The 24,845-nt window shown below is 69.6% G+C and carries 19 protein-coding genes; 14 read left to right on the top strand and 5 right to left on the bottom strand.

Annotated features, from left to right (window positions below):
• Window positions 1-50: 50 nt before the first annotated feature.
• Together AC1DW3_RS10155 and AC1DW3_RS10160 are read right to left on the bottom strand one after the other, a co-directional pair.
• Window positions 51-941, bottom strand: a complete 891-nt coding sequence (locus tag AC1DW3_RS10155; RefSeq protein ID WP_477931032.1) for an amino acid ABC transporter substrate-binding protein — start codon at window positions 939-941, stop codon at window positions 51-53.
• Between the two features lie 108 nt (window positions 942-1,049).
• Window positions 1,050-1,967 carry a LysR substrate-binding domain-containing protein gene (locus tag AC1DW3_RS10160; RefSeq protein WP_477931033.1) on the bottom strand — a complete coding sequence of 306 codons (918 nt, stop codon included), beginning with the start codon at window positions 1,965-1,967 and terminating at the stop codon, window positions 1,050-1,052.
• A 211-nt stretch (window positions 1,968-2,178) separates the two neighbouring features.
• On the opposite strand from AC1DW3_RS10160, the gene AC1DW3_RS10165 reads away from it, so the two are divergent.
• The 3 genes from AC1DW3_RS10165 to groL all read left to right on the top strand — a co-directional run bounded on the left by AC1DW3_RS10165 (window position 2,179) and on the right by groL (window position 5,168).
• The gene (locus AC1DW3_RS10165; protein ID WP_477931035.1) at window positions 2,179-2,838 is read left to right on the top strand and encodes a hypothetical protein; all 660 of its coding nucleotides are present in this window, start codon (window positions 2,179-2,181) and stop codon (window positions 2,836-2,838) included.
• A 291-nt stretch (window positions 2,839-3,129) separates the two neighbouring features.
• The gene (locus AC1DW3_RS10170) at window positions 3,130-3,420 is read left to right on the top strand and encodes a co-chaperone GroES (protein WP_056202831.1); all 291 of its coding nucleotides are present in this window, start codon (window positions 3,130-3,132) and stop codon (window positions 3,418-3,420) included.
• 98 nt (window positions 3,421-3,518) lie between these two features.
• Entirely contained in the window at window positions 3,519-5,168 is a 1,650-nt protein-coding gene (groL, locus tag AC1DW3_RS10175; RefSeq protein ID WP_477931036.1) for a chaperonin GroEL, read from the top strand.
• Window positions 5,169-5,248: 80 nt separating this feature from the next.
• Here the strand turns inward: groL and AC1DW3_RS10180 are convergent, their stop codons facing one another.
• On the bottom strand, window positions 5,249-6,076 hold the full coding sequence (locus AC1DW3_RS10180) for a MipA/OmpV family protein (RefSeq protein WP_477931038.1): 828 nt from the start codon (window positions 6,074-6,076) through the stop codon (window positions 5,249-5,251).
• A 29-nt stretch (window positions 6,077-6,105) separates the two neighbouring features.
• Entirely contained in the window at window positions 6,106-8,289 is a 2,184-nt protein-coding gene (locus AC1DW3_RS10185; protein WP_477931040.1) for a tetratricopeptide repeat protein, read from the bottom strand.
• 88 nt (window positions 8,290-8,377) lie between these two features.
• Between AC1DW3_RS10185 and AC1DW3_RS10190 the strand changes: the two genes are divergently transcribed.
• Window positions 8,378-10,435 (top strand): DUF1631 family protein, encoded by a 2,058-nt coding sequence (locus tag AC1DW3_RS10190; RefSeq protein ID WP_477931042.1) that lies wholly within the window; start codon window positions 8,378-8,380, stop codon window positions 10,433-10,435.
• Window positions 10,436-10,438: 3 nt separating this feature from the next.
• On the opposite strand, the gene yihA is transcribed toward AC1DW3_RS10190, so the two are convergent.
• Window positions 10,439-11,188, bottom strand: coding sequence for a ribosome biogenesis GTP-binding protein YihA/YsxC (gene yihA / locus AC1DW3_RS10195; RefSeq protein WP_477931044.1), 750 nt, complete (start codon window positions 11,186-11,188; stop codon window positions 10,439-10,441).
• 70 nt (window positions 11,189-11,258) lie between these two features.
• Here yihA and AC1DW3_RS10200 point away from each other — a divergent pair, with 70 nt between their 5' ends.
• The 10 genes from AC1DW3_RS10200 (at window position 11,259) to AC1DW3_RS10245 (ending at window position 24,836) form a co-directional block, all read left to right on the top strand.
• Window positions 11,259-11,879, top strand: coding sequence for a c-type cytochrome (locus AC1DW3_RS10200; RefSeq protein ID WP_477931046.1), 621 nt, complete (start codon window positions 11,259-11,261; stop codon window positions 11,877-11,879).
• Window positions 11,880-11,955: 76 nt separating this feature from the next.
• Window positions 11,956-14,034, top strand: a complete 2,079-nt coding sequence (locus AC1DW3_RS10205) for a cytochrome c biogenesis protein ResB (RefSeq protein ID WP_477931048.1) — start codon at window positions 11,956-11,958, stop codon at window positions 14,032-14,034.
• Complete coding sequence (gene ccsB / locus AC1DW3_RS10210; RefSeq protein ID WP_477931050.1) at window positions 14,031-15,380, top strand: c-type cytochrome biogenesis protein CcsB; 1,350 nt, start codon at window positions 14,031-14,033, stop codon at window positions 15,378-15,380. Before AC1DW3_RS10205 ends, ccsB begins: the two co-directional genes overlap by 4 nt.
• Window positions 15,381-15,617: 237 nt before the next feature.
• The gene (locus tag AC1DW3_RS10215) at window positions 15,618-17,291 is read left to right on the top strand and encodes a PAS domain-containing sensor histidine kinase (protein WP_477931052.1); all 1,674 of its coding nucleotides are present in this window, start codon (window positions 15,618-15,620) and stop codon (window positions 17,289-17,291) included.
• A 216-nt stretch (window positions 17,292-17,507) separates the two neighbouring features.
• On the top strand, window positions 17,508-18,155 hold the full coding sequence (locus AC1DW3_RS10220; RefSeq protein ID WP_477931054.1) for a response regulator: 648 nt from the start codon (window positions 17,508-17,510) through the stop codon (window positions 18,153-18,155).
• Window positions 18,156-18,238: 83 nt separating this feature from the next.
• Entirely contained in the window at window positions 18,239-19,825 is a 1,587-nt protein-coding gene (locus AC1DW3_RS10225) for a hybrid sensor histidine kinase/response regulator (RefSeq protein WP_477931056.1), read from the top strand.
• Window positions 19,826-19,865: 40 nt separating this feature from the next.
• A complete protein-coding gene (locus AC1DW3_RS10230) occupies window positions 19,866-21,815 on the top strand; it encodes an ATP-binding response regulator (RefSeq protein WP_477931057.1) in 1,950 nt (649 codons plus the stop codon).
• Window positions 21,816-21,852: 37 nt separating this feature from the next.
• The gene (locus AC1DW3_RS10235; protein ID WP_477931059.1) at window positions 21,853-22,824 is read left to right on the top strand and encodes a GGDEF domain-containing response regulator; all 972 of its coding nucleotides are present in this window, start codon (window positions 21,853-21,855) and stop codon (window positions 22,822-22,824) included.
• Window positions 22,821-23,801, top strand: coding sequence for a diguanylate cyclase domain-containing protein (locus AC1DW3_RS10240; protein ID WP_477931061.1), 981 nt, complete (start codon window positions 22,821-22,823; stop codon window positions 23,799-23,801). Before AC1DW3_RS10235 ends, AC1DW3_RS10240 begins: the two co-directional genes overlap by 4 nt.
• A 54-nt stretch (window positions 23,802-23,855) precedes the next feature.
• Window positions 23,856-24,836: an ABC transporter substrate-binding protein gene (locus tag AC1DW3_RS10245; RefSeq protein WP_477931063.1), complete on the top strand. Its 981-nt coding sequence runs from the start codon at window positions 23,856-23,858 to the stop codon at window positions 24,834-24,836.
• The last annotated feature ends 9 nt before the right edge of the window (window positions 24,837-24,845 follow it).

Consider the following 24,845-nt stretch of genomic DNA (forward strand, 5'->3'; position numbering starts at 1 on the left):
AAAGCGGGTGCCAGGCACCCGCTTTGCAGCCGTTCAGGTCAACGCGCGAATCACTTCTTCGCGGCGTAGTCTTCCATCGGCTTGTCGTTGGGGTTGGCCCAGGCGTCCTTGGTGGCAGCCGACAACGGCAGGCCGATCTTGGTGTTGGTCGGCGGGATGGGCTGCAGGAACCACTTGTCGTAGATCTTGGCCATTTCGCCCGACTTCATCATGGCCTTGATGCTGTTGTCGACGGCGGTCTTGAAGCCGGGGTCGTCCTTGCGGATCATGATGGCGATCGGCTCGACCGACAGCACCTCGCCGACGATCTTGAAGTCCGCCGGGTTCTTGGACGTGGCGATGTTCTTGGCCAGGATGGAGCCGTCCATGACGAAAGCGTCGGCGCGGCCGGAATCCAGCAGCAGGAAGCTGTCGGCGTGGTCCTTGCCGAAGACTTCCTTGAAGTCGACGCCGGTGGCGCGCTCGTGCTTGCGCAGCGTCTGCACCGAGGTGGTGCCGGTCGTCGTCGCGACGGTCTTGCCGTTGAGCTGATTGATATTGGTGATGCCCGAGTTGGCCTTCACCGCGATGCGCACTTCTTCCACATAGGTCGTCACGGCGAAGGCGACGTCCTTCTGGCGGGTGGCGTTGTTGGTGGTGGAGCCGCATTCCAGGTCGACGGTGCCATTGACCGTCAGCGGGATGCGGTTGGCCGACGTGACCGGCTGGTACTTGACGTCGATCTTGCCGCCCAGCTGCTTGCGCAGATCGGCGATGACGTGCTCGCAGACATCGATGTGATAGCCGACGTATTTGCCATCGCCGATGGTGTAGGACAGGCCAGAGGATTCGCGCACACCCATCGTGATCGCGCCGCTGTCCTTGATCTTCTTCAGCGTGTCTTCGGCATGCACGGCAGAGACGCCGGCGAACAGGGCCGCGACGAGCAGAACTTTCTTCATGGAGACTCCAACAACAGGAAGTGGATATCGATAACAGGCACTAGCAGACCACGCCCCGCGTTCAGCCCGAATCCGGGTTTACACGATGCATGCCGAAGCTGGATGAGCTCATGCCTGAGACAGCAGATAGTCCCACAAAGCCAAGGAGGCAGGCTTGAGCCGGCGCGAAAGCTCGGGCTTCTCGCGATAGATGCGCAGCTCCATGCTGACGCTGAAAGTCCCTGGCGCCGCGGCTGGCACGAGACGGCCGCTGGCGATCTCCTTTTGCACCGAGCTGGCGGGCAGGAAGGCGAAGCCATGGCCTTCGAGCGCCATCGCCTTCAGGCCTTCGGCCATGTCGGTCTCGTAGATGGCATCCAGGTTCAGCGCGCAGTCGGCTTCCTTGACGATCAGCTCGACGAGGCGGCCGAGATAGGCGCCGGCGGCATAACTGAGAAAGGGGATCTTCTGGCCGGGCCGACCGGGCAGGCGGAACAGCGGCTCGCCATTCGTGTCGGCCTTGGCGTAAGGCGACAGGGTCTCATGGCCGAGCGACACCATCTGGTAGCGCTCCGGGTCCAGCTGCAGCGGCTGGCTGGCGTGGTGGTAGACCAGTAGCAGATCGCAATTGCCTTCACTGAGCTGCAGCATGGCGTCGTGCACATTGGCCGCGTTGAGCCGGCACTTGATGGCGCCGAAGCCGCGGCGCAGCCCCATCAGCCAATGCGGGAAGAAGGAGAAGGCCAGCGAGTGCGGCACGGCGAACTCGATCATGTCCTGGTCCGACGCCTGGTGGCTGCGCAACATATTGCGCGTGGCCTGCAGGTTGCCGAGCAGCTCGACGGCCTGGGCGAGCAGCGTCGCGCCGGCGGCCGTCAACCGGGTCGGATAGGACGAGCGGTCCACGAGGTCGACCCCCGCCCAGGCCTCCAGCGCCTGGATGCGGCGCGAGAACGCCGGCTGGGTCACGTGGCGCAGCTGGGCGGAGCGGGAAAAGCTGCGCGTCTCGGCCAGGCTGACGAAGTCTTCAAGCCATTTGGTTTCCACCGGCGGCAGTGTAGCCAAGGCCTCCCGGCCGGCCGCAACCGCCCTGCCCGAGCCCGACTTCACGCCGCCAGCACGCTTGACCCCCCTCAAGCGCGGCCCCTAGGTACTTGACTCCCCCTCAACTGAAGGGGCGTCAGCCGGCCCGGCGGGAGGACGCTTGTTTAAAGTCCAGCCACAACCCCAACTCGAACAAACCCGGACGGAGAACGCCATGCGCGCGACGAGCAAACTTCTGGCACTCGCCTTGACAGCCACCATGCAGTCGGCCATGGCCGGTGCGGTCTTCCTGGATTTCGAGGACCTGCAGACCACTGCAGCGCTGACCACCCGATACTCCGCGCTGGGCGTTGTCGCCAGTGGCGACTCCTGGGGGGCTACCTCGGCTGCCTGCAACTACGGCCCCAACAACACCCCTGGTAAGGTCAGCTTCTTCCGCGACAGCAGCTGCGGCGCGCTCTATCTCGCCCAGGACCCGACCAAGCCCGTCGGCGTCGGCGCCAGCTTGACGCTGGACCTGGCCGGCGGCTTCGTCGACACCCTATCCTTCGTCTACGCCGGCAGCGTGGGTGCTCCCCACTTCTCGATTCATGTGTACGACGCCGCCGGCAACGATCTCGGCGGGGGTTTGGACAACCAAACCGCCGCCAGCTGCGACACCCTGGTGTTCTGCAACTGGATCAACGCCAAGCTGGACTTCACGGGCGTGGCCCGCAAGGTGGTCTTCTCGGCAGATGACCAGACCATCCTGCTCGATGACATCAGCTTCAAGACGGCCGACGCACCGGGTCGCCTGCCCGAGCCGACGAGCGTGGCTCTGGCCCTGGGTGCCCTCGCCGGCCTGGGCTGGACCCGCCGCCGCGCTGCCCGCTGAGCGCCGCCTGACCCGCAAGAACGACCGCCACGGCGGTCGYTTTTCATTGGCGCCGCCGTTTGCCCGGCCTGCAGCTGCCAGGTCGGACGCCAGCGCTTCGGCGCGATATGGCAAGCCCGGGCCTGGCAAGGCTTGAATCGCCACACTCCGTCCCTATAATGCCTGACTGCTAGCACTCGACTCATTCGAGTGCTAACGAATCGGGCCGACTGGTTTCTGAGCTGGCGGCCCCGTTTTTTCGGCGAGCCGCGGCGTTGCGGCCGCTCCAGTTCCAACTCTCAAGGAGATTCCATGAAGCTGCGCCCCCTGCACGATCGCGTGATCGTTCGCCGTCTGGAGCAAGAAACCAAGACCGCCTCGGGCATCGTCATCCCCGACAACGCCGCCGAGAAGCCTGATCAAGGTGAAGTCCTGGCCGTCGGCCCGGGCAAGCGCAACGACAAGGGCGAATTCGTGGCCCTGAACGTCGTCGTCGGCGATCGCGTGCTGTTTGGCAAGTACTCCGGCCAGACCGTCAAGGTCGACGGCGACGAGTTGCTGGTCATGCGCGAAGAAGACCTCTTCGCTGTGGTGCAAAAGTAATGTCATGGGGATGGCCCATCACGCAGTGATGCTCCGTCCTCACTGATCAAGAGTTCGAAATTCGACTCTGACCCCAATTTAAGTATCCGGAGAATCAAATGGCAGCAAAAGACGTGATCTTTGGCGGCGAGGCTCGTGCCCGCATGGTTGAAGGCGTGAACATCCTGGCCAATGCGGTCAAGGTGACCCTGGGCCCCAAGGGCCGCAATGTGGTGCTCGAGCGCTCCTTCGGCGCCCCCACCGTGACCAAGGACGGTGTGTCCGTGGCCAAGGAAATCGAGCTGAAGGACAAGCTGCAGAACATGGGCGCGCAGATGGTCAAGGAAGTTGCTTCCAAGACGTCTGACAACGCCGGTGACGGCACCACGACCGCCACGGTCCTGGCCCAGGCCATCGTGCGCGAAGGCATGAAGTACGTGGCCGCCGGCATGAACCCGATGGACCTGAAGCGCGGCATCGACAAGGCGGTCACCGCCCTGGTCGCCGAGCTGAAGAAGGCCTCCAAGGCCACCACCACCTCCAAGGAAATCGCTCAAGTCGGCACGATCTCGGCCAACAGCGACGTGGAAGTCGGCCGCATCATTGCCGAAGCCATGGACAAGGTCGGCAAGGAAGGCGTCATCACCGTCGAAGACGGCAAGAGCCTGGACAGCGAGCTGGACGTCGTCGAAGGCATGCAGTTCGACCGCGGCTACCTGTCGCCCTACTTCATCAACAACCCCGAGAAGCAAGCCGCGCTGCTGGACAACCCGTTTGTCCTGCTGTTCGACAAGAAGATCTCGAACATCCGCGACCTGCTGCCCACGCTGGAGCAAGTGGCCAAGGCCGGCCGCCCGCTGCTGATCGTTGCTGAAGAAGTCGACGGCGAAGCGCTGGCGACGCTGGTGGTCAACACCATCCGCGGCATCCTGAAGGTCGTCGCCGTCAAGGCGCCTGGCTTCGGCGACCGCCGCAAGGCCATGCTGGAAGACATCGCCATCCTGACCGGCGGCAAGGTCATCGCCGAAGAAGTCGGCCTGACGCTGGAGAAGGTCACGCTGGCCGACCTGGGCCAAGCCAAGCGCGTCGAAGTGGGCAAGGAAAACACCACCATCATCGACGGTGCCGGCGCTGCAGGCGACATCGAAGCCCGCGTCAAGCAAGTGCGCATCCAGATCGAGGAAGCCACCAGCGACTACGACCGCGAGAAGCTGCAAGAGCGCGTGGCCAAGCTGGCCGGCGGTGTTGCCGTCATCAAGGTCGGTGCTGCCACCGAAGTCGAGATGAAGGAAAAGAAGGCCCGCGTCGAAGACGCGCTGCACGCCACGCGCGCAGCCGTTGAAGAAGGCATCGTGGCTGGTGGCGGCGTCGCGCTGCTGCGCGCCAAGCAAGCTGCTGGCGCCATCAAGGGCGACAACGCCGACCAGGACGCCGGCATCAAGCTGGTGCTGCGCGCCATCGAAGCGCCGCTGCGCGAGATCGTCTACAACGCCGGTGGCGAAGCCTCCGTCGTCGTCAACGCCGTGCTGGCTGGTTCGGGCAACTACGGCTTCAACGCCGCCAACGACACCTATGGCGACATGATCGAAATGGGCATCCTGGACCCGACCAAGGTGACGCGCACTGCCCTGCAGAACGCTGCATCCGTCGCGTCGCTGATGCTGACGACCGAAGCCATGGTTGCCGAGTCCCCCAAGGACGAAGCTGCCGGCGGCGGCATGCCTGGCGGCATGGGCGGCATGGGTGGCATGGGCGGCATGGACATGTAAGTCCACGCCGGCGACTCACCCGTCGCTGACAAACAAAGGGCTCCCGCGAGGGAGCCCTTTTTCATTGCCTCGTCAGAAGCTCAGTCGGTCGCACGAGCCTCCGAGCGCTTGAACGTGTAGGTCAGCCCGATACCGATGCTGGCGCCCGTCGTCTGGCGCACCAGCGGACTGTCGCGATTGGCGGCCCCGGCCACACTGTCGATGCGGCCGATGGCAAACAGGCGCACATCCGGCGTCAGCTGATGCGACACGCCCCCCTTGAGTCGCCAGGCGATCAGCCCGGCGCGGGCCGCGTAGGCCGGCCGATCCGCCAGCGCCTCGCTGGGAGCGACGGTGTAATAGGTCGCCCCAAGACGCCGGTCGCCGAACAGCAGGCCCGCGCTGACGCCATAGCTCCAACCCGACCGCGAACGGTGCTCCAGGGCCAGTTCCGGCTCCAGGCTCATGCCGCGGTGCCGGCGCAGGTCGCTGGCCTCGAACACGCCGCGCAGCGGCAGCTCGAAGGTCAGGCTGTCGGCGGCCTTGCGGCCGTTCAGATACCAGCGCCCGACCGGCCCGAACTCCACCAGCGAGTGCAGCCGCGGCATGCCCTCGCGCGCCCGCAACGCCTTGCCGCCGGCACTCAGCGAGCCCGCGAAGGACACATCCAGCTCGAAGCTCTCGGTCCGCACCGCGCGCAGCCCGGCCCCTTCGTCATCGGCCCGCAGCACTTTGCCGCGGTAGATGACATAGGGCAGCAGCGGCGTGCGCGTGACCTGCTGGTCCGCGCCCGGATAGGCCTGCTGGGACAGGGCGCCGGCGGCCAGGCCCAGTTCCCACAGCGGCAGGTCCGGCTTGGCGGTCGCAGCGTCTTGCGCATGCGCGAGGGTGGCGAGGCAGGCCAGGCTGAAACCGAGAAAGCGCTTCATGGGCGAGGGGCAGGTGGCGACGGCGCGCATCATGCCTGCACCAGCGCCAGCCAGTCTGTGGCAAAGCGTTCGGCATCGCAGAGCGGGCTGGCGGCCATGCGCTCGCGCAGGCCGGCGCGCAGTGCCGCCAGGCCGGCCCGGTCGCCGGCCCACCGCGCCGCGAGGCGCACATAGTCGTCCTCATCGGCCGCGAACCAGTCCGGCGCCAGCCCCAGGGTCTGCATGAAGCTCAGCCCCTGGCGCGAGATCGGCGCCGCCCCGGGCAGCGTCAGCACCGGCACGCCCATCCAGAGTCCGTCCAGCGTTGTCATGCCGCCGCTGTAGGGCGCCGGGTCGAGGGCGATGTCGACCTGACCGAAGGCGCCGAGATAGTCGGCCAGCGGCCCCGGCCCCTGCAGGTCCAGCTGCGCCGCGTCGCCCGGCCAGCGCGCCAGCAGGGCGGCGCGACCGGCCTCGTGCTGCAGTCCGGGCGCCTTCAGCAGCAGGCGGCTGCCGGGCGTCGCCTCCAGCACGCGAGCCCACAGCGCCAGCACGCCGTCGCCGAGCTTGTGCAGCGCGTTGAAGCAGCCGAAGCAGACCGGGCCCTCGCGCACGGTCACGGCCGGCGCCTCGGCGGGCGGCGCATAGACGGTGAAGCTGTCAGGCAGGCGCAGCAGGGGCTCGACGAAAGCCGTTTCCGAGCCTGTCGGCAAAAGCCAGCGGTCAGCGATGAAGCCATCCACCTCGGCCAGGCCGGTGCTGCCGGCATAACCCAGCCAGCTGAACTGGCGTGGCGCCGGCCGGCGTGCGAACACGCCCAGGCGATGGCCACCCGTGTGGCCGTTCAGGTCGACCAGCACGTCGATGCCATCGGCCGCGATGCGCTGCGCCAACGCCGAGTCATCCCATGAGGCCACCTGCAGCCAGCGCGGCACCGCGGCCCGCAGCCGCTGCGTCAGGCCGTCGTCGCTGGCATGGCTGGCATAGACGAACAGCTCGCAACGCCGCGCCAGCGCCGGCAGCCACGCCTGGGCCAGGCGCCCGACCGGATGGGTGCGCAGATCGGCAGACACCAGGCCCACGCGCAAAGGCCCGGCAGCGCGGGCAGGCCGCGCCACGGCAGGCGCTGCTGCCGCCCGCCCAAAGGCCTCAGCCTCACCCCGCAGCGCAGCAGTCTGCCCGCGATACGCACGCAACAGCAGACGGTCGCTGCGCGCGGTCAACAGCGCCGGGTCCAAGGCAATGAGGCGGCTCAGCACGGCATCGGCCTCGTCCAGGCTGCCTTGCTGCTTCAAGGCATGCGCGAGGTTGCTCAGCGCCTGCGGCGACGTGGGCGTCTCATCCACGGCCTGGCGGCAAGCGGCCACAGCCTCGGCATAGCGGCCCTGCTGGGTCCTGATGCCGCCCAGATTGGCCAGCACCGCCGCCCGGCGCTCGACGGCCGGGCCAGCAGCCAGGGCCGCGGTCAACACCGCCTCGCCGCGCTGCGGCCGCAGCAGGGCCAGGTTGCAGGCGGCTTCGGCATGGCCGGCATCCAGGGCCAGCACGGCCTCCCAGGCATCGGCGGCGCCGTTCGCATCCCCGGTCTCGTTGAGCAGATTGCCCAGGGCGAAGCGGTGGTCGACATCCGCCGGCGCCAGGGCCACGGCCTCGCGCCACCTCGCCAGCGCATCAGCCGGCCGCCCGGCCGCCGCCCAGGCCGTTGCGGCATGGGCACGCAGGCCCGCGTCCGCCGGGCGCGCAGCCATCGCCTGCTCGAAAGCCCGCGCCGCGTCCGCATGCCGCCCCAGCGCCAGCAGCGCCCGCCCGCGGTTGCCCGCGGCGGCAGCCAAGCCCGGCTGCAGGGCCAGCGCCGCGTCGAAGGCGCCCAGTGCTTCGGCGGGTTGGCCAAGCGCCAGCAGCGCATTGCCCAGGTTGTTGTGCGCGCCCGCCAGGCGCGGCTGCAGCCTCAGCGCCCGCTCGTAGGCCGCCTTCGCCTCCGGCCAGCGCCCCCGTGCTGCCAGCAAGGCGCCGAGGTTGGCCGCCAGTTCGGCATCGCCCGGCAGCAGGGCGAGGGCCTGCTCCAGCGCCGGCAGCGCGTCCTCGCCCAGCATCTGCTGAGCGACGGACAGCGCTTTCCACAGCTCGCCGTCCTGTGGGTGGGTGGCCAGCAGGGCACGGGCCTGGGCGGCCATCTCGGCATGGCGCCCAGTCTGGAAAAGCGTGAAAAGGTTCTGAAGTGCGGCGTTTGCCATACGGTTGAGGGGTCAGTAAGAGGGGGCAACACCTCGGGAGGCACCAGCCTGGCGCCGGATAATCTCATCACGCCCCCCGATAGCGTCCATGCCCTTCAGCCCGCATCCTCACGACCTGCTTGACCACGCGCTGACCGAAGCCGGCCCGCTGGCCCGCGACCTGCTCAACAGCATGCAGGACGAACTCGACGCCCAGCCCCAGCACTATCCGCTGCGCGAGGCCTGGCGCAAGGTGCGCGCGCATTTCGCCACCGATTTCGAAGGCAAGCTCATCGAACTGCTGCAGGCCGGCCGCCGCGGCGACGATCCCCTGCACCGCAACCCCGCCCAGTTCGGCGGCCTGGAAAGCCTCAGCCTCGTCGATGAGCACCAGGCGCTGCAGGACGTGGCCATCGCCCACGTCGCCCATGCGGCCGAGGAGATGAGCCGGGCTGAACTGCACCAGATCGGCAACTTCTTTGCCGCGCTGCGCGGCATCGCCCGCGCCCGCGAGCGCGACAACCCGCTGCGCCCCGCCCTCTTCGCCCATGCGCTGCACCATGCGCTGGCCTCCAGCCCCCTCGGCGCCCAGGCCCAGTACGAATTGATGCGCGTGGCCGCGACGCCGCTGGCCCGGGCCCTGAACCGCCTTTATGTGCAGGCCTGCGCGACGTTGCACGCCGCCAACATCAGCGACATGGTGGCCTCCCACGGCCACGCCCAGACCGACCCGCTGGCCCACCAGCGCCTGGCAGCGGCCCGCGGCGTCAGCACGCGGCCGACCGCGCACGGCACGCTGGACGGCCTGTCGCGCCGCGTCGATGCGGTCAATTCCCGGCCCCAGGGTCTGGCGTCGCACAGCCCCCACAACCCGGTCACGCAGCGCGACCCGCTGGCCCCCGCCCCCTTCGTGCGCTCGACCGGGCCGGACATGCTGAGCCGGCTCTATGACCAGATCCTGGCCGACCCACGCCTGCTGCCGCCGCTGAAGGCCCTGCTGGCGCGGTTGCAGATCGCGGTCGTGCGCCTGGCGCGCAGCGACAGCATGCTGCTGCGCCGCCAAGACCACCCGACCTGGGCGCTGCTGAATCGCGTCGCCGCCCATGGCATGGCCTTCGACCGTGCCGACGATCCGCGCTTCGTCGGCTTCCTGCGCTTCATGGAGGCCGAGGCCCAGCTCCTCGTCGATGCCCCCACGCCGACGGCCCTGCTCTTCCAGCAGGTGCTGGCGCGAGTGGACGCCCATATCGACCATCAGGCCCGCCAGAGCAGCGAACTCAATGCCGTCGCACTGGCCGCGCTGGAGCGCGAGCAACTGCGCAGCGACTGGCGCGAGCTGATCCGCGAGCAGATCGACCACCAGATCACCGGTGCGCCGCTCGGCCCGCGCATGCACCGCTTCCTGCAGACGCACTGGGTCGACGTCATCGTCACGGCCATGGTGCGCTGGGGCCGCGATTCGCACGAAGCCCATGCCGCGGTGGAGATGGTCGACGCCGTGCTGGACAGCCTCACCACGCCGCGCGACCTCGCCGACCGCGAGGCCCTGCGCATGCGCCTGCCGGTCCTCATCGAGCGCCTCGTCACCGGCTGCGACAGCATCCAGCTCTCCGACGCCAAGCGCGAGCCGGCCCTGTCCGAGCTGATGGGCCAGCATGCGCGCCTGCTGCGCGGCCTGCCGGCCCTGGACCCGGCCGATCGCCGCCCCGTGGCACCGCCGCCGGCTTCCAGTGCGGCGAGCAGCGCCCCGGCCTCGGCCGACGAAATCGTCAAGCGCCTGATGGAAGAGCGCGACTCCCAGGTGCCTTCGCACTGGCTGAGCGCCGACGTCGACCGCGGCGAGCTGCCCACCGTGCCGGTGCAGCTCTACAACGAGCACGATTCGCCCGACGCCCGCGCGGCCCTGCAGCGCTGGATCGACGGCCTGCAGATCGGCCGCTGGTTCCATCTCTTCATCCAGGGCGACTGGCATACCGCGCAGATCGCCTGGATCAGCGAAGGCCGGCAGTTCCTGCTCTTCGTCGGTCGCGACTCGGAAGTGCGGCTGCCGCTGACCCGCCGCGCGCTGGAGGCCCTGCTGTCCAACGGCCTCATCACGGCCCTGGAAGACGACAACGTCGTCCAGCGTGCCGTCGATACGCTGATGAGCGACCTCGACGGAGGCTGAAGCTCAGTCTTCCGGCTCGGCGGGCGGCGCTGCGGCGAGCACCTCGTCAGGCACCTCACCCGGGCTCTGGTGCGCCAGCACCCACTCGCGCAACGCCATGGCGACGTCGCCGACGCCGCTCTTCTTCAGCGCCGAGAACAGCGTCACCGCCACGTCCGAGTTATCGGTCGTCATCGCGGCGAGGAATTCCGTCGTCGAGCGCAGGGCCGCATCGGCTTCCTTGCGATTGAGCTTGTCGGACTTGGTCAGCAGCACCAGCAGCTTGATCTCGCCGGTCGCGACGCGGGCGGCGACGAACTGCAGCAATTGCTTGTCCAGGTCGGTCAGCCCCAGGCGCGAATCCACCATCAGCACGACGCCCGACAGGCTGCGGCGCACCTCGAGGTAGTCGGCCATCACCTTCTGCCAGCGCAGCTTGGCGGACTTGTTGACGGCGGCATAGCCATAGCCGGGCAGGTCGGCGAACAGGGCGTCAGCCGCGTCCTTGGGACCCAGCTCGAACAGGTTGATGTGCTGGGTTCGGCCCGGCGTCTTGGACGCGAAAGCCAGCCGTTTCTGCTGGGCCAGCGTGTTGATGGCGGTGGACTTGCCGGCGTTGGAGCGGCCGACGAAGGCGACCTCGGGCAGCTCGGTGGCAGGCAGRTGCAYSAGCTGGCTGGCGGTGGTCAGGAAGCGCGCGGTATGCGTCCAGGCCAGGGCGAGCTTCTCGGTGAGAGGCTCGGCCGTGACGGCCTCAGGGATCTTGTCGGTCATGTCTAGCTCGGGCGCTGTGGTTCAGCATTGTAAAATTCGGAAGTTGCGCCCAACGAAACCGAATAAATCCATGAAGACTGTCGCTCTCCTCCTGTCGAGTCTGATGCTGGCCGCCACGGCTCACGCGAACGAGCCCGCTGCCGCTGCGGCCAAGCCCGATCTCGGCAAGGGCGGCGCCATCTCCTCCCAGGTCTGCGCCGCCTGCCACACGGCAGACGGCTCGCGCGGCAGCCCGGCCAACCCCATCCTGCAGGGCCAGCACGCCGAATACCTGGCCAAGCAGCTGACCGAGTTCAAGAGCGGCAAGCGCAAGAACGCCGTCATGAGCGGCATGGCCGCCCCGCTGTCGGAAGAAGACATCCGCAACGTCTCCGCCTTCTACGCCGCCAAGACCGCCAAGCCGGGCTTTGCCAAGAACAAGGACAGCGTCGCCCTGGGCGAGAAGATCTACCGCGGCGGCATCGCCGAGCGCAATGTGCCGGCCTGCGCGGGCTGCCACGGCCCGTCCGGCTCCGGCCTGCCGGCCCAGTACCCGCGCCTGGGCGGCCAGCATGGCGACTATGTCGAAGCGCAAATGACGGCCTTCCGCGCCGGCGGCCGCGCCAATGGCCCGATGATGGTCGCCATCGCCGCCAAGATGAACGACAAGGAAATCAAGGCTGTGTCCGACTACATCGCCGGCCTGCGCTGAACCTCACGCAAGCCTCGAGGAACGAAGGCCGGTGATCCCCACCGGCCTTTTTTCTTGCCCCTGCCCCTAGCGCCTGATGTCCCAAGCCGCCGTCCCCCGCCAATCGGTCGCCCGTGAACTGCTGGACCTGCTGTCGTCCATGCGCTTCGCCATCACGCTGCTCAGCGTGATCTGCATCGCCTCGGTCATCGGCACCGTGCTGCGCCAGAGCGAGCCCATGGGCAATTACGTCAACCAGTTCGGTCCCTTCTGGGCCGAGGTGTTCGGCAAGCTGGGCCTGTACACCGTCTACAGCGCGCCCTGGTTCCTCGTCATCCTGACCTTCCTGGTCCTGTCGACCAGCCTGTGCATCGCGCGCAATGCGCCCAAGATCCTGGTCGACCTGAAGAGCTACAAGGAGGGCGTGCGCGAGCAATCCCTGCAGGCCCACCACCACAAGGCCATCGGAGAGCTGCACAGCAACCCGCCCATGGCGGTGGCCGAGATCGGCAGGGCCTTGACCGAACTCGGCTGGAAGGCGCGCGTGCAGCAGCGCGAGCACGGCACCATGATCGCGGCCCGCCGCGGCGCGGCCAACAAGATCGGCTACCTCTGCGCCCATTCCGCCATCGTGCTCATCCTCATCGGTGGCGTGCTGGACGGCAACGCCATGGTCAAGCTGGCGATGTGGGCCCAGGGCAAGCAGCTCTACACCGGCTCGGGTTTCGTCTCCGACATCCGGCCGGAACACCGCCTGTCCACCGGCAACCCGAGCTTCCGCGGCAATGTGTCGGTCGCCGAGAAGCAGCGCTCGGGGCTAGCCGTGCTGAGCCTGCCCAGCGGCGTCGTGCTGCAGGACCTGCCCTTCGACATCGAGCTGAAGAAGTTCAGCGTCGACTACTACCCCACCGGCATGCCCAAGAGCTTTGCCAGCGACATCGTCATCCATGACGGAGCGACGCTGCGTGAGGCCACGGTCAAGGTCAACGAGCCCGTCATCCACAAGGGCCTGGCCATCTACCAGAGCAGCTTCGAGGACGGCGGCAGCAAGCTGCAGCTCAAGGGCTTCCCCCTCGCCGGCGGCAGCACGCCCGTGAAGATCGAAGGCCGCGTCGGCACCAAGCTGGCCTTCGGCGACCAGACGCTGGAGCTGGACGGCCTGCGCGTCATCAACGTCGAGAACCTGGCTGGCGACTCGACCAATGCCAGCGGCGCCGATGTGCGCAAGGTCGACCTCGCCGACTCCCTGGGCAAGCACCTCGGCAGCGGCGCCAAGGGCGACACGGCCAAGACCCTGCACAACGTCGGCCCGAGCTTCAGCTACAAGCTGCGCGACGCCGCCGGCCAGGCCCGCGAGTACAACAACTACATGCTGCCCGTCGAACTGGACAGCCACAAGGTCTTCCTCGCCGGGGTGCGTGACACGCCCGCCGAGGCTTTCCGCTACCTGCGCATGCCGGCCGACGAAAACGGCGCGCTGGACGGCTGGCTGCAGTTGCGCCAGGCCCTGGCCACGCCGGCCCTGCGCGACGCCGCCGCCCAGCGTTACGCGGCCGCCGCCACGCCCCCCAACCAGCCCCAGCTGACCCCGCAGCTGAAGTTGACGGCCCAGCGCGCGCTGACACTCTTCTCGGGCGCCGCCGCCAAGCCGGGCGACGAAGTCAAGGGCGGCCTGCCGGCCCTGTCGCAGTTCATCGAACGCGACGTGCCCGAGTCCGACCGCCAGCGCGTCTCCGAGGTGCTGCTGCGCATCCTCAACGGCAGCCTGTTCGAACTGCACCAGATCGCCCGCGAGCGCGCCAGCCTGAAGCCGGCCGCCACCGACGCCGCATCCCAGGCCTTCATGACCCAGGCCGTGCTGTCGCTGTCCGACAGCCTCTACTACCCCGCCCCCATGCTGCTGCAGCTGGAAAACTTCGACCAGGTGCAGGCCAGCGTCTTCCAGGTGGCCCGTGCCCCTGGCCAGAAACTGGTCTATCTGGGGGCGCTCTTGCTCATCGTCGGCGTCTTCTCCATGCTCTACATCAAGGAGAGGCGGCTGTGGGTCTGGATCGCGCCCAGCGCCGACATCGGCGGCTCGCAGGTGCGCATGGCCATGTCGAGCACGCGTGAATCGCCCGATAACGCTACGCTCTTCGCTCAGCTCAAGGCTGCAGTGCTCAAGGATCACGCATGAACACGACCACCTTCGACCTGCCGCGCCGCCACGCGCTGCAGCGCCGCGACACCCTCGACTGGCTCTTCGCCGCCCTCGTGCTGCTCGGCGGCGGCTATGCCTTCAGCCGCTATCACGCCAGCATGGATGGCTATGAGCAGGGCATCCTGCTGTGCGCCATGCCGGCCCTGGTCGCGCTGGGCTGGTTCTGGAAACCGCTGCGCTGGCTGAGCGTCGCCGTCGGGGCGGCCACCCTCGTCGCCATCGGCCTCTATGCCCAGCACACCGACGCCTTTGGCGCCGACCTCGCCGCTGGCGAGAAGGTCTTCTGGCTGAAGTACATGCTGTCCAGCCAGAGCGCCATCCTGTGGATGAGCCTGCTGTTCTACATGAGCCTGCTGTTCTACTGGGGCGGCTTCTTCACCGGCGCCGGGCGCAACAGCATGGCCGAGGTGGTCGGCTCCAAGCTCGCCTGGGGCGGCGTCTTCATGGCCCTGGTCGGCACCCTGGTGCGCTGGTACGAGAGCCACCAGATCGGCCCCGACATCGGCCACATCCCCGTCAGCAACCTCTACGAAGTCTTCGTGCTGTTCTGCTGGCTGACGACGACCTTCTACCTCTACTACGAGGCCCGTTTCGCGACGCGCTCGCTGGGCGCCTATGTGATGCTGGTCGTCAGCGGCGCGGTCAGCTTCCTGCTCTGGTACACGCTGGCCCGCGAGGCGCAGGAGATCCAGCCCCTGGTGCCGGCCCTGCAGAGCTGGTGGATGAAGATCCACGTGCCGGCCAACTTCGTCGGCTATGGCAGCTTTGCGCTGGCCGCCATGGTGGCCCTGGCCTTTCTGTTGAAGACGGCCACGACGCGGGCCCTCGTCATCGGCCTCATCGCGATGCCGCTCGGCATCGTCGCCCTGATCCTGGCCGTACGCTTCGGCGCCACGGTCGACGCCGCCACCGTCGCCGGCCTGAACGGCTGGGCCTACAAGATCACCGGCGTCGCGGCCTTCCTCGCACTGGCCGTCGCGCTGCGCAGCCGCATCACGGCCCGCCTGCCCGACCTGCCCCAGCTCGACGACCTGATGTACAAGGCCATCGCGCTCGGCTTTGCCTTCTTCACCATCGCCACCATCCTCGGCGCCTTCTGGGCCGCCGAGGCCTGGGGCGGCTACTGGAGCTGGGACCCCAAGGAGACCTGGGCGCTGATCGTCTGGCTCAACTACGCCGCCTGGCTGCACATGCGGCTGATGAAGGGCCTGCGCGGCATGGCCTCGGCCTGGTGGGCGTTGGTCGGCCTGCTGGTGACGACCTTTGCCTTCCTCGGCGTGAACATGTTCCTATCGGGCCTGCACAGCTACGGTACTCTTTGATGAGCCCCTCGTCCAAGGAATACCTTGGCCTGGACCGCGCCGCGGCCAGTGGCCGCAGCGCTTCGGCAAGCACAGCGCACCCACTGGGCGCACTGTGTCCGGCCTCAGCCCCCGAGGGGACGGCGATGCTTGCCGGATCGACCGGCAAGCACGTCGCCAGTGCGGGCCGGCTAGGGAGCGGCCCGGCGCTCGGCCCGCGAAATCAGCACCGCAAACACCGTACGTCAAGCCGCTGAAATGCCGGACCGCGCGCCCTGGACAAAGGCCGCGCCGGCCATCGCGGCAGCCCTGCCCGATCTGTGCTTCCTGATCGGCCCCGATCTCCGCTTCGCGGCCTGCAATCACCCCGACCACGCTGACCTGCACGCGCCCTGGGCGACGCTGCACGGACGCCCACTGCAAAGCGTCGGCCCGCCCGCCCTGGCGCAGCGCGTCGCCGCGGCCTGCACGTCGACCCCGCAACGCCTGCGCTATGCGCTGCGCACCCAGAGCGGTCGCCTGGCGCGCTTCGAGGCCAGCATCGCGCCCTTGCCCGATGCTGCCGGCTGGCTCTATGTCGCCCGCGACCTCGGCAACGTCGATGCCGAGCAGGCCCGCTATGCCCGCGCCATGCAGGGCGCGGCCGACGGGCTGTGGGAATGGGATATCGCCGCCGACAGCGAGTATTTGTCGCCGCGTGCCCTGGCGCTGCTGGATCGCCCGGGCCGCTTCGCCGAGCAATTGCACGCTGACGACCAGGGCCAATGGCGCGCAGCCCTGCAATCGCATCTGCAGCATGGCGCGCCGCTGGACATCGACCTGCGCCTGGCCGGGCCTGGTGCACGTCCAGCACGCTGGCTGCGCTGCCGCGGCTGGACGGAGCGCGACGCCCGCGGCCAGCCGGCCCGCGTGCTGGCCACGCTGTCCGACATCACCATCGCCAAATTCACCGAGCAGGCGCTGACCGACAGCCAGTCCAAGTTCCGCGCCCTCTTCCACACCGTGCCCATCGGCATCGCGCTGTTCGACGTCGCCAGCGAGACCGTCGTCGAGTCCAACGATGAGCTCGGCCGCCTGCTCGGCTGGCCGACGCTGTCTGTCGTCGGCCAGCACGCCAACGCGCTCGGCCTGGCGCCGCTGCCGGGCGTGGACGGGCGCACCGAGATCGACGACCGCGAGCTGCGCCCGCACTCGGGCTGCCGCCTGCATGCCAAGCTGGTGGCCGAGCCGCTCGAACTGGCCGGCCGCGCGCTGCTGCTGTGCGTCGTCGTCGACATCTCGGTGCAGATCGACGCCGAGGCGGCGCTGTCGGCGCTGGCCGAGCAGTTGATGGACCAGGAGAGGCGCACCACCCAGCGCCTGGCCCAGGCCCTGCACGATCAACTCGGCCAGACGCTGACGGCACTGCGCCTGATGCTGGACCTGGGTGCCGCCGAGGCCCGCCAGCAGGCCCGCGGCCTGGTCGACCAGGCGCTGCGCGATGTGCGGCAGGTGCTCGTCGACCTGCGCCCACCGCTGCTGGAGGACGAAGGCCTGGCCGCGGCGCTGGACAACGAGATCGCCCAGCGCCGCGCCCTGCACCCCGGCGTGCGCCTGGTGCTGGACGCCGAAGAGGAGCTGCTGACCCAGCGCTGGCCGGTGCAGGTCGAGTACGCTCTCTTCATGATTGCCCGCGAAGGCCTGGAAAACGCGCTGCGCCACGCCCGGCCCACCGAGGTCAGGATCCACTTCTACGGCTGCGAGGACGAGATCGAACTCGGTGTCGTCGACGACGGCAGCGGCCTGGAGGCGGGCTTCGAGCGCCGTCCCGGCCATCTCGGCCTGATCGGCATGCGCGAACGCGCCCGCGCCATCGGCGCGACGCTGGAACTCGGTCCGCGCGAAGGCGGCGGCACCCAGCTGACCCTGCGTTGGCAGGCCCCGGAGGAATGAAGCCCCTCGTCCAAGAAATACTTGACCGGTCTTGCAGACCGCGCTGCGGCATGAGCCGCAGCCCTTCGGCAGGCACACGGCGCCCACTGGGCGCCGTGTGTCCGGCCTCAGCCCCCGAGGGGACGGCGATGCTTGCCGGATTGACCGGCAAGCACATCGCCCCAGGCGGGCCGGCTAGGGAGCGGCCCGGCGCTCGGCCCGCTAACACCAACTGACATGACACAAGCTGCTCGCGTCTACCTCGTCGACGACCACGCCATGGTCCGCCAAGGCCTGCGCGCGCTGCTGACCGAGGCCGGCCATGACGTCGTCGGCGACAGCGGCGACATCACCGCTGCCCTGGCCGAACTGCAGCAGCTGACGCCCGACATCGTCCTCGTCGACCTGTCCATCGGCCCGCGCTCCGGCATGGAGCTGCTGGCCGAGCTGCAGCGCCGCCACCTGACCGTGCGGCCGCTGGTGCTGACGATGTCGGCCCAGCCCCGTCATGTCGGCATGGCGCTCAAGCTCGGCGCCTGCGGCTATGTGCTGAAGGGCTCGCCGTCGGAAGAACTGCTGCAGGCCATCGAAGCCCTGCGCGCCGGCCGCCGCCACCTCGGCCAGGGCGTGGCCGAACTGGCCGCGCGGGCGCTGGCTGAAGGCGCAGGCGACGACCCCTTCGCCAGCCTGTCGGTGCGCGAGCGCCAGGTCGTCACCATGGTCGTCGACGGCCATTCCAGCACCGAGATCGCCACCGCCCTGCACCTGTCGCCCAAGACGGTGGACAGCTACCGCAGCCGGCTGATGGCCAAGCTCGGCGCGCCCGACGTGACGGCTCTCGTCAAGTTGGCAATACGTCACGGCTTGGTCAGCAACGACGCCTGAACCGCGCCGACCTAGGCGCCCTGACAACCGACGTCAAGAACTCCCCGCATCGCCGCAGAGGGTGGGCACCTAGATTGCCCACCATGAATGCTGCCGAACTGCCTCTGGACGAAGCCCTGCGCCTGCAATGCCTGGCCGAACTGGGCCTGAGCGAGCCGCCGCGTGAGCCAGAGCCCGACGCGGTGCTCGATGGCCTGGTGCGCTGCGCCGCCCATCTGCTGGGTTATCCCATCGCGCTGATCAGCCTCGTCGGCGAGCGCCGCATGTGGTTCAAGGCCCGCTACGGCACCGAAATCCTGGACGGTGAACGCGACCAGTCTTTCTGCACCCACACCATCCGCGGCGAGAGCCTGTTCGAGGTGGCTGACGCCGCGGCCGACCCGCGCTTCGCCGACAGCCCCTGGGTCGTCGGCGAAACCCGCCTGCGCGCCTATGCCGGCCTGCCCATCCGCCTGGGCAACCTGACGCTGGGCGCCCTGTGCGTCGGGGACACGGTGCCGCGCCGCCTCGATGCCGTGCAAGCCACGCTGCTGGCCGACATCGCCAACGCCGTCAGCGCCTGGTTCGCCCACCGCCGCGAGCATGTCGACCTGCTCGCCAGCCGCACCCATCTGCAGGCCCAGGCCGAGCTGCTCGGCCGCCTCGGCACCGAGACGCCCGGCATGCTGTTCCAGTACCGCAGCACCGCGGGCAGCCCCGGCGAACTCAGCTTCGTCGGCGGCCAGGCCGAGCACATCTTCGGCGCTGTCTCGCCGCTGCAGCCCGAGGGCCTGCGCGTCTTCGCCGAGCGCGTCCACGCCGAAGACCTGCCCGGCCTGCTGGCCGGCATGCGCGAGGCCGAGGCCAGCCTGCAGCCCTGGCAGCGCCTGTTCCGCGTCTGCCTGCCCGGCAGCGACAAGCCGGCCTGGCGCTCCGGCCGCGCCAGCCCTTCGACGCAGGCCGACGGCAGCGTGCTCTGGCATGGCTTCATCGCCGATGTCGACGAGCACATCGAGATCGAAAACCTGCGCCGCGACAAGCTGGCCGCCGAACAGGCCAGCGCCGCCAAGAGCGCCTTCCTGTCGCGCGCCAGCCATGAGCTGCGCACGCCACTGAACGCCGTCATCGGTTTCAGCCAGCTGCTGCTGCTCAACCATGACGACCCGCTGACGCCGCATCAACAGGAGCGCATCGAATGGGTACTGGACTCCGCCAAGCGCCTGCACCAACTCGTCGACGGCTTGCTCGATGTCGACCGCGACCAACCCGGCCGGCCTTCAGGCTCCAGCGCCGGGCCTGGCGCCGACGACGCGTACACGCTGCTCTACATCGAAGACGAGCCGCTCAACACGCTGCTGGTCCAGGAAGCCCTGCGCGACCGACCCGACTGGCGCGTGCTGCACGCCGGTGACGGCCGCGCCGGCCTGGCCCTGGCCAGGACGCGCAAGCCCGAGGTCGTGCTGACCGACATCAACCTGCCGGGCCTGTCGGGCCTGGACGTCGTCCGGGAGCTGCGCGCCGACGCCGCCCTGGCCGGCACGCTGTGCATCGCGCTGTCCGCCGACGCAACGCCGGGGCAGATCGAGCGGGCCATGCAGGCCGGCTTCGACGACTACTGGACCAAGCCGCTGGACATCCTCGAGCTGGCCGGCCGCCTGGCCGACGCGCTGGCCCAGCACGGCGGCCGCTGATTCGCTGCCGATCTATCTGGTTTCTCAGGGAGAGAACATGATGAACGCCACCACGACGAACCCCAGGTTCGCACCCGCGTTGCCCAAGCCCCGCGTGATCTGGCGCCCGGCCGCGGCAACGGCCCGCACGCCGGCCGAGCGCGCCTGCCTCATCCACCTGCTCGTCGTCGATGACGACGTGGCCGTCATCGAGTACCTGGGCCAGTTGCTCAAGGGCTTCGCCCAGATCAGCTTCGCCACCAATGGCGAAGACGCGCTGCGCCTGGCCGAGCAGCACCGCCCCGACCTTGTGCTGCTCGACGTCGATCTGCCCGATCTGGGCGGCTTCGAGGTCTGCCGCCGCCTGCGCGCCACGCCGGGCCTGGCCGACCTGCCCATCATCTTCGCGACCTCGCATGCCGACGCCGGCACCGAGGCCCGCGCCCTCAACCTGGGCGCCGACGACTTCCTGCGCAAGCCCTTCGACGACGTGCAGGTGCTGGCGCGACTGCGCACCCAGCTGCGCGCCGCCGCCGAGCGGCCGGCCACGACCGAGGCCACCGCCCCGAGCCGCACGCGCATCCTCATCGTCGACGACGACGCCACCAGCATCCAGCTCGTGCGCAGCCTGCTGGCCGAGGTCGGCGAATGCCATTTCGCGCTGAACGGCGCCCAGGCCCTGAGCCTCGTCGGCGAGCTCAAGCCCGACCTCATCCTGCTGGACATCGACCTGCCCGACAGCGACGGCTTCCGGCTGTGCAAGCGGCTGCGCGCCGACCCCGCGCTGGGCCAGGTGCCCATCATGTTCCTGACCAACTCGCACACCATCGGCCACGAGGCCCGCGCGCTGGCCCTGGGCGGCGACGACTTCGTGCGCAAGCCCTTCAGCGCGCCGGTGCTGTGCGCCCGCGTGCGCCGCCTCGTCGACCGCAAGCGTTCCGTCGAGCGCTATCTCGACCAGGCCGACCATCGCCACCGCCAGATCAGCGATGGCCGCGTCGCTGCCGTCGTCGAGGCCTGCAAGGACGCCATCCTCGTCGTCGACACCGAGGGCCGCGTCGTCATGGCCAATGCGGCTGCCAGCGCGCTGCTCAACCTGCAGGCGGAGCCTCTCAACCGGCTGCACCTGGACGAACTGCTCATCGTCGACGCCCTTGGCCGCCACTGCGTGCAGCGTGCCAGTGGCCAACGCGTGCCGGTCGAGGTCAGCACCTCGACCGAAGGCGAAGGTGCCGACGCCCTGACCGTGCACGTGCTGCGCGACACCCGCGAGCGCGATCGCGAACAGGCCCTGGTGCGCCGCCAGACCGAGACCGCCGCCGCGCGCCGTGCGACCGCGTCCATGCTGTCCTATATCGCCCACGAGATCGGCAACCCCGTCAACGTCATCAAGGGCTTCGCCCAGCTGATGCAGGCCGAACGCCTGAGCGCCGGCCAGGCCGACAAGCTCGCCCATATCCTCGACGCCGTCGGCCGCCTCTCGGGGCTGCTCGCCGACGTCACCGATGTGGCGCGCATGGAGTCCGGCCAGTTCCATGTCGAGCTCAAGGACGTCGAGCTGCATGCGCTGGCCGGGCAGGCCTGCGAGCCCGCCGCGGCCCAGGCCGCCGCCGTCGGCATGCTGCTGAACGCGCCGGCACCAGCGGCCCCGGTCCCTGTCCGTGCCGACGCCCGGCGCTTGCGTCAATGCCTGGACAACCTGCTGTCCAACGCCATCAAGTACGCCGGCGACGGCCTGTGCATCGAAGTCGAGATCGAAGCCCGCGGCGCCGAGGTCGCACTGGCCGTGCAGGACCATGGCTGCGGCCTCAGCGAGGACCAGCTCGCCCACCTCTTCGAGCCCTACAACCGCCTCGGCCGCGCCGGCGGCGGCATCCCCGGCACGGGCCTGGGCCTGACGCTGACGCGCGACCTCGTGCAGGCCATGGGCGGCCGCCTGGAAGTGCACAGCCAGCCCGGCCGCGGCTGCCGTTTCGAAATGCTTTTGCAGGCCAGCCAGCCCGCCGACTAGCCCAGCGCCACCGCGTGGCCCCAAAATGGGCCGCGCCATGACCTTGACCCTGCCCAGCGCCATCCACCCCGCCGCACCCAGCCCGCTGGCCAGCCGGCTCGACAGCCTGCTGCCCTCGCTGGCCGATGCCCGCGTGCTGCTCGTCGACGACGACCCCGGCATGATCCAGATGCTGGGACGGCTGCTGTCGGGCTACAGCCAGCTGCGCTTCGCGACCGACGGTGCCCAGGCCCTGGCCATCGCGCGCAACTGGCAGCCCGAACTGGTGCTGCTGGATGCCGAGATGCCCGGCATCGACGGCTTCGAGGTCTGCCGCCAACTGAAGGCCGACCCGCTGCTGGCCGAAGTGCCCGTCATCTTCGTGACCCAGCACACCGATGCCCGCGTCGAATCGGCCGTCTTCGAGCTCGGCGCGGCCGACTTCGTCGCCAAGCCGGTGGCAGGTCCCGCGCTGCGGGCCCGCGTCGCCATGCAGCTGCGCCTGCACCGCACCGCCCAGCGCCTCGTGCGCCTGGCCCGCCGCGACCCGTTGACCGGCCTGGCCGAGCGCGCCCAGCTCGACGAGGAGCTGGACCTGGAATGCCGCCGCGCGCGCCGCAGCGGCCAGCCGCTGGCCCTGCTGCTGGCCGGCCTGCAGGGCCTGGCCGCCTACCGCGAGCGCCATGGCCAGGGCGCCGCCGACAACGCGCTGCGCCATGTCGCCGGCCTGGCCCAGCAGGCCCTGCAGCGGCCGGCCGACCTGGTCGCCCGCCACGGCGACGAAAGCTTCGCGCTGCTGCTGCCCGACACCACCGCCGCCGGCGCCGCCGCCCTCGCCGCACGGCTGCAGCAAYCCCTGGCCGGCGAACAGGAACTGAGCCTGGCCATCGGCATCGGCCTGCTCGCCCATGACGGCGACCCGGCCGCGGCCGCCGTCGCCGCACTGGCCGCCGCGCGCGCCGACGCCAGCGGCCGTGTCCACGTGTGCGCGGCGACCGCCGACGGCCACGAAGCGCCGCTCGCGACATGAAGCTGCCCGCGCCCGACACCTGGCCCGCCGAGCTCGGCACGCGCCAGAGCCTGCTCCTCGTCGACGATGACCCGGCCAGCGTGCAGGTGCTGGCGCGCATGCTGAACGGCCTGGGCGAGGTGCGCTTCGCGCTCAGCGGTGAAGCCGCGCTGCGCCTGGCCCGCGAGAGCCCGCCCGACCTCGTCCTCGTCGACGCCGAGATGCCCGGGCTGTCCGGCTTCGAGGTCTGCACCGCGCTGCGCGCCGACCCACGCCTGGCCGACGTTCCCGTCGTCATCATCACCGGCCACACCGAAGTCGCCGTCGAGGTGGCGGGCTTTGCGGCTGGCGCCTCCGACTTCATCCGCAAGCCGCCGGTGGCCGAGGTCGTCGTCGCCCGTGCCCGCACCCAGCTGCGCCTGAAGGCCCTGGGCGACGCGCTGCGCGCCTCGGCATTGACCGATGGCCTGACCGGCCTGGCCAACCGTCGCCGCTTCGACCAGGACCTGCGCATCGAATGCGAGCGCGCCCGCCGCGGCCACGAGAGCGTCGCGCTGCTGCTCATCGACGCCGATCACTTCAAGCGCTACAACGACCGCTATGGCCATGTCGCCGGCGACACCTGCCTGCGCGAGATCGCCGCCGCCATCCGCGCCTGCATCCGCCGCCCGGCCGACCTGGCGGCGCGCTATGGCGGCGAGGAGTTCGCCGTGCTGCTGCCGCAGACCGACGCGGCCGGCGCCCGCGCCATGGCCCAGCGCATCGTCGACGCCATCACCGACCTTGGCCTGCCGCATGCCGGCGCGCCGCCAGGCTGCACCGTCAGCGTCTCGGTGGGCTGGGCCGCGGCCCGGCCCGACAGGGACGCCAGCCTGGTGCGCACGCGCGGCGAGTCCCTCGTCGAGGCGGCCGACCGCGGCCTCTATGCCGCCAAGGCGGCCGGCCGGGGTCGCGTGGGTGAAGTGCCCGAAACCAGCGAGGCGCATGCCGAAGCCTGAGCGCAGGCCGCGGCGGGGCGGCGAAGATCGCGCATCGCCAGACAAGGCCTCGACATGCCCTTGACCTCATCCACCCCACCCTCATGGCGCCGCTGGGCCGCCGGCCTGCTGGTCGCCCTGGCCACGCTGACCGCCCAGGGCGCGCCGCTGGTCATCGCGGTCGGCGAGTCGACGCTGTTCGCGCCCATGCAACTGGCCGCCCAGGAGGGCTTCTTCGCGGCCGAGGGCCTGGATGTGCAGATCATCGGCTGCATCAATGGCCGGCGCTGCCTCAAGCACCTGACCGACGGCGAGGCCCAGATCGCGACCGTGGCCGACACGCCCATGGTGTTCGCCCTGCATGCCGGCCAGCGCTTCGACATCCTCGCCACCTTCGGCAGCTCGACGCGCGACGCCGCGCTGGTGGCACGCACCGACCGCGGCATCCGCACGCCGGCCGACCTCGCCGGCAAGCGCATCGGCGTCGTGCGCGGCACCAGCGCCCACTACTTCACCAATGTCTTCCTGCTCGTCAACGGCGTGCCGCGCGACTCGGTGAGCCTGGTCTTCATCGACCCCAATCGCGGCGCCGACCCGCTGCTGCGCGGCGAGGTCGACGCGGCCAGCCTCTACCGCCCCGCCGGCCCGCAGGCCCTGGAGCAACTGGGCGCCAAGGGCATGCAACTGCCCACGCTGCGGCCCTATACCGTCATGGTCAACCTGGTCGCCCAACGCGGCCTCAGCCAGGACACGCTGCTGCGCCTGCTCAAGGCCGCGCAGCGCGGCGTGGCCCTGCTCAACGGCCAGCCGGGCCGGGCCCATGAACTGCTCGGCGCGCGCTGGAAGGTCGACGCCCGCAACGCTGCCGCCCAGCTCGACGGTTATGAATTCCGTCTCGGCCTGGACCAGAACCTGCTGTCCACGCTGGAGGCCGAGTCGCGCTGGGCCGTGCGCGAGGGCCTGGTGGAAGGCAAGGCCATGCCGGACTATCTCGAGCTGATGCGCGTCGAGCCCCTGCGCGCCCTCGATCCGCGCGCGATGACCCTCGTCAAGTGATGACGAAGC

The organism is Roseateles sp. P2_H4 (assembly GCF_056403315.1).

Excerpts from the sequence above, each read along its gene's own strand:
- groL (WP_477931036.1), top strand. The coding sequence starts at position 3,519 with ATGGCAGCAAAAGACGTGATCTTTGGCGGCGAGGCTCGTGCCCGCATG.
- AC1DW3_RS10225 (WP_477931056.1), top strand. The coding sequence starts at position 18,239 with ATGAATGCTGCCGAACTGCCTCTGGACGAAGCCCTGCGCCTGCAATGC.
- AC1DW3_RS10220 (WP_477931054.1), top strand. The coding sequence starts at position 17,508 with ATGACACAAGCTGCTCGCGTCTACCTCGTCGACGACCACGCCATGGTC.
- AC1DW3_RS10190 (WP_477931042.1), top strand. The coding sequence starts at position 8,378 with ATGCCCTTCAGCCCGCATCCTCACGACCTGCTTGACCACGCGCTGACC.
- AC1DW3_RS10170 (WP_056202831.1), top strand. The coding sequence starts at position 3,130 with ATGAAGCTGCGCCCCCTGCACGATCGCGTGATCGTTCGCCGTCTGGAG.
- AC1DW3_RS10180 (WP_477931038.1), bottom strand. The coding sequence starts at position 6,076 with ATGAAGCGCTTTCTCGGTTTCAGCCTGGCCTGCCTCGCCACCCTCGCG.
- AC1DW3_RS10245 (WP_477931063.1), top strand. The coding sequence starts at position 23,856 with ATGCCCTTGACCTCATCCACCCCACCCTCATGGCGCCGCTGGGCCGCC.
- AC1DW3_RS10215 (WP_477931052.1), top strand. The coding sequence starts at position 15,618 with ATGCCGGACCGCGCGCCCTGGACAAAGGCCGCGCCGGCCATCGCGGCA.
- AC1DW3_RS10205 (WP_477931048.1), top strand. The coding sequence starts at position 11,956 with ATGTCCCAAGCCGCCGTCCCCCGCCAATCGGTCGCCCGTGAACTGCTG.
- AC1DW3_RS10200 (WP_477931046.1), top strand. The coding sequence starts at position 11,259 with ATGAAGACTGTCGCTCTCCTCCTGTCGAGTCTGATGCTGGCCGCCACG.
- AC1DW3_RS10165 (WP_477931035.1), top strand. The coding sequence starts at position 2,179 with ATGCGCGCGACGAGCAAACTTCTGGCACTCGCCTTGACAGCCACCATG.
- AC1DW3_RS10230 (WP_477931057.1), top strand. The coding sequence starts at position 19,866 with ATGAACGCCACCACGACGAACCCCAGGTTCGCACCCGCGTTGCCCAAG.
- AC1DW3_RS10155 (WP_477931032.1), bottom strand. The coding sequence starts at position 941 with ATGAAGAAAGTTCTGCTCGTCGCGGCCCTGTTCGCCGGCGTCTCTGCC.
- ccsB (WP_477931050.1), top strand. The coding sequence starts at position 14,031 with ATGAACACGACCACCTTCGACCTGCCGCGCCGCCACGCGCTGCAGCGC.
- AC1DW3_RS10240 (WP_477931061.1), top strand. The coding sequence starts at position 22,821 with ATGAAGCTGCCCGCGCCCGACACCTGGCCCGCCGAGCTCGGCACGCGC.
- AC1DW3_RS10185 (WP_477931040.1), bottom strand. The coding sequence starts at position 8,289 with ATGGCAAACGCCGCACTTCAGAACCTTTTCACGCTTTTCCAGACTGGG.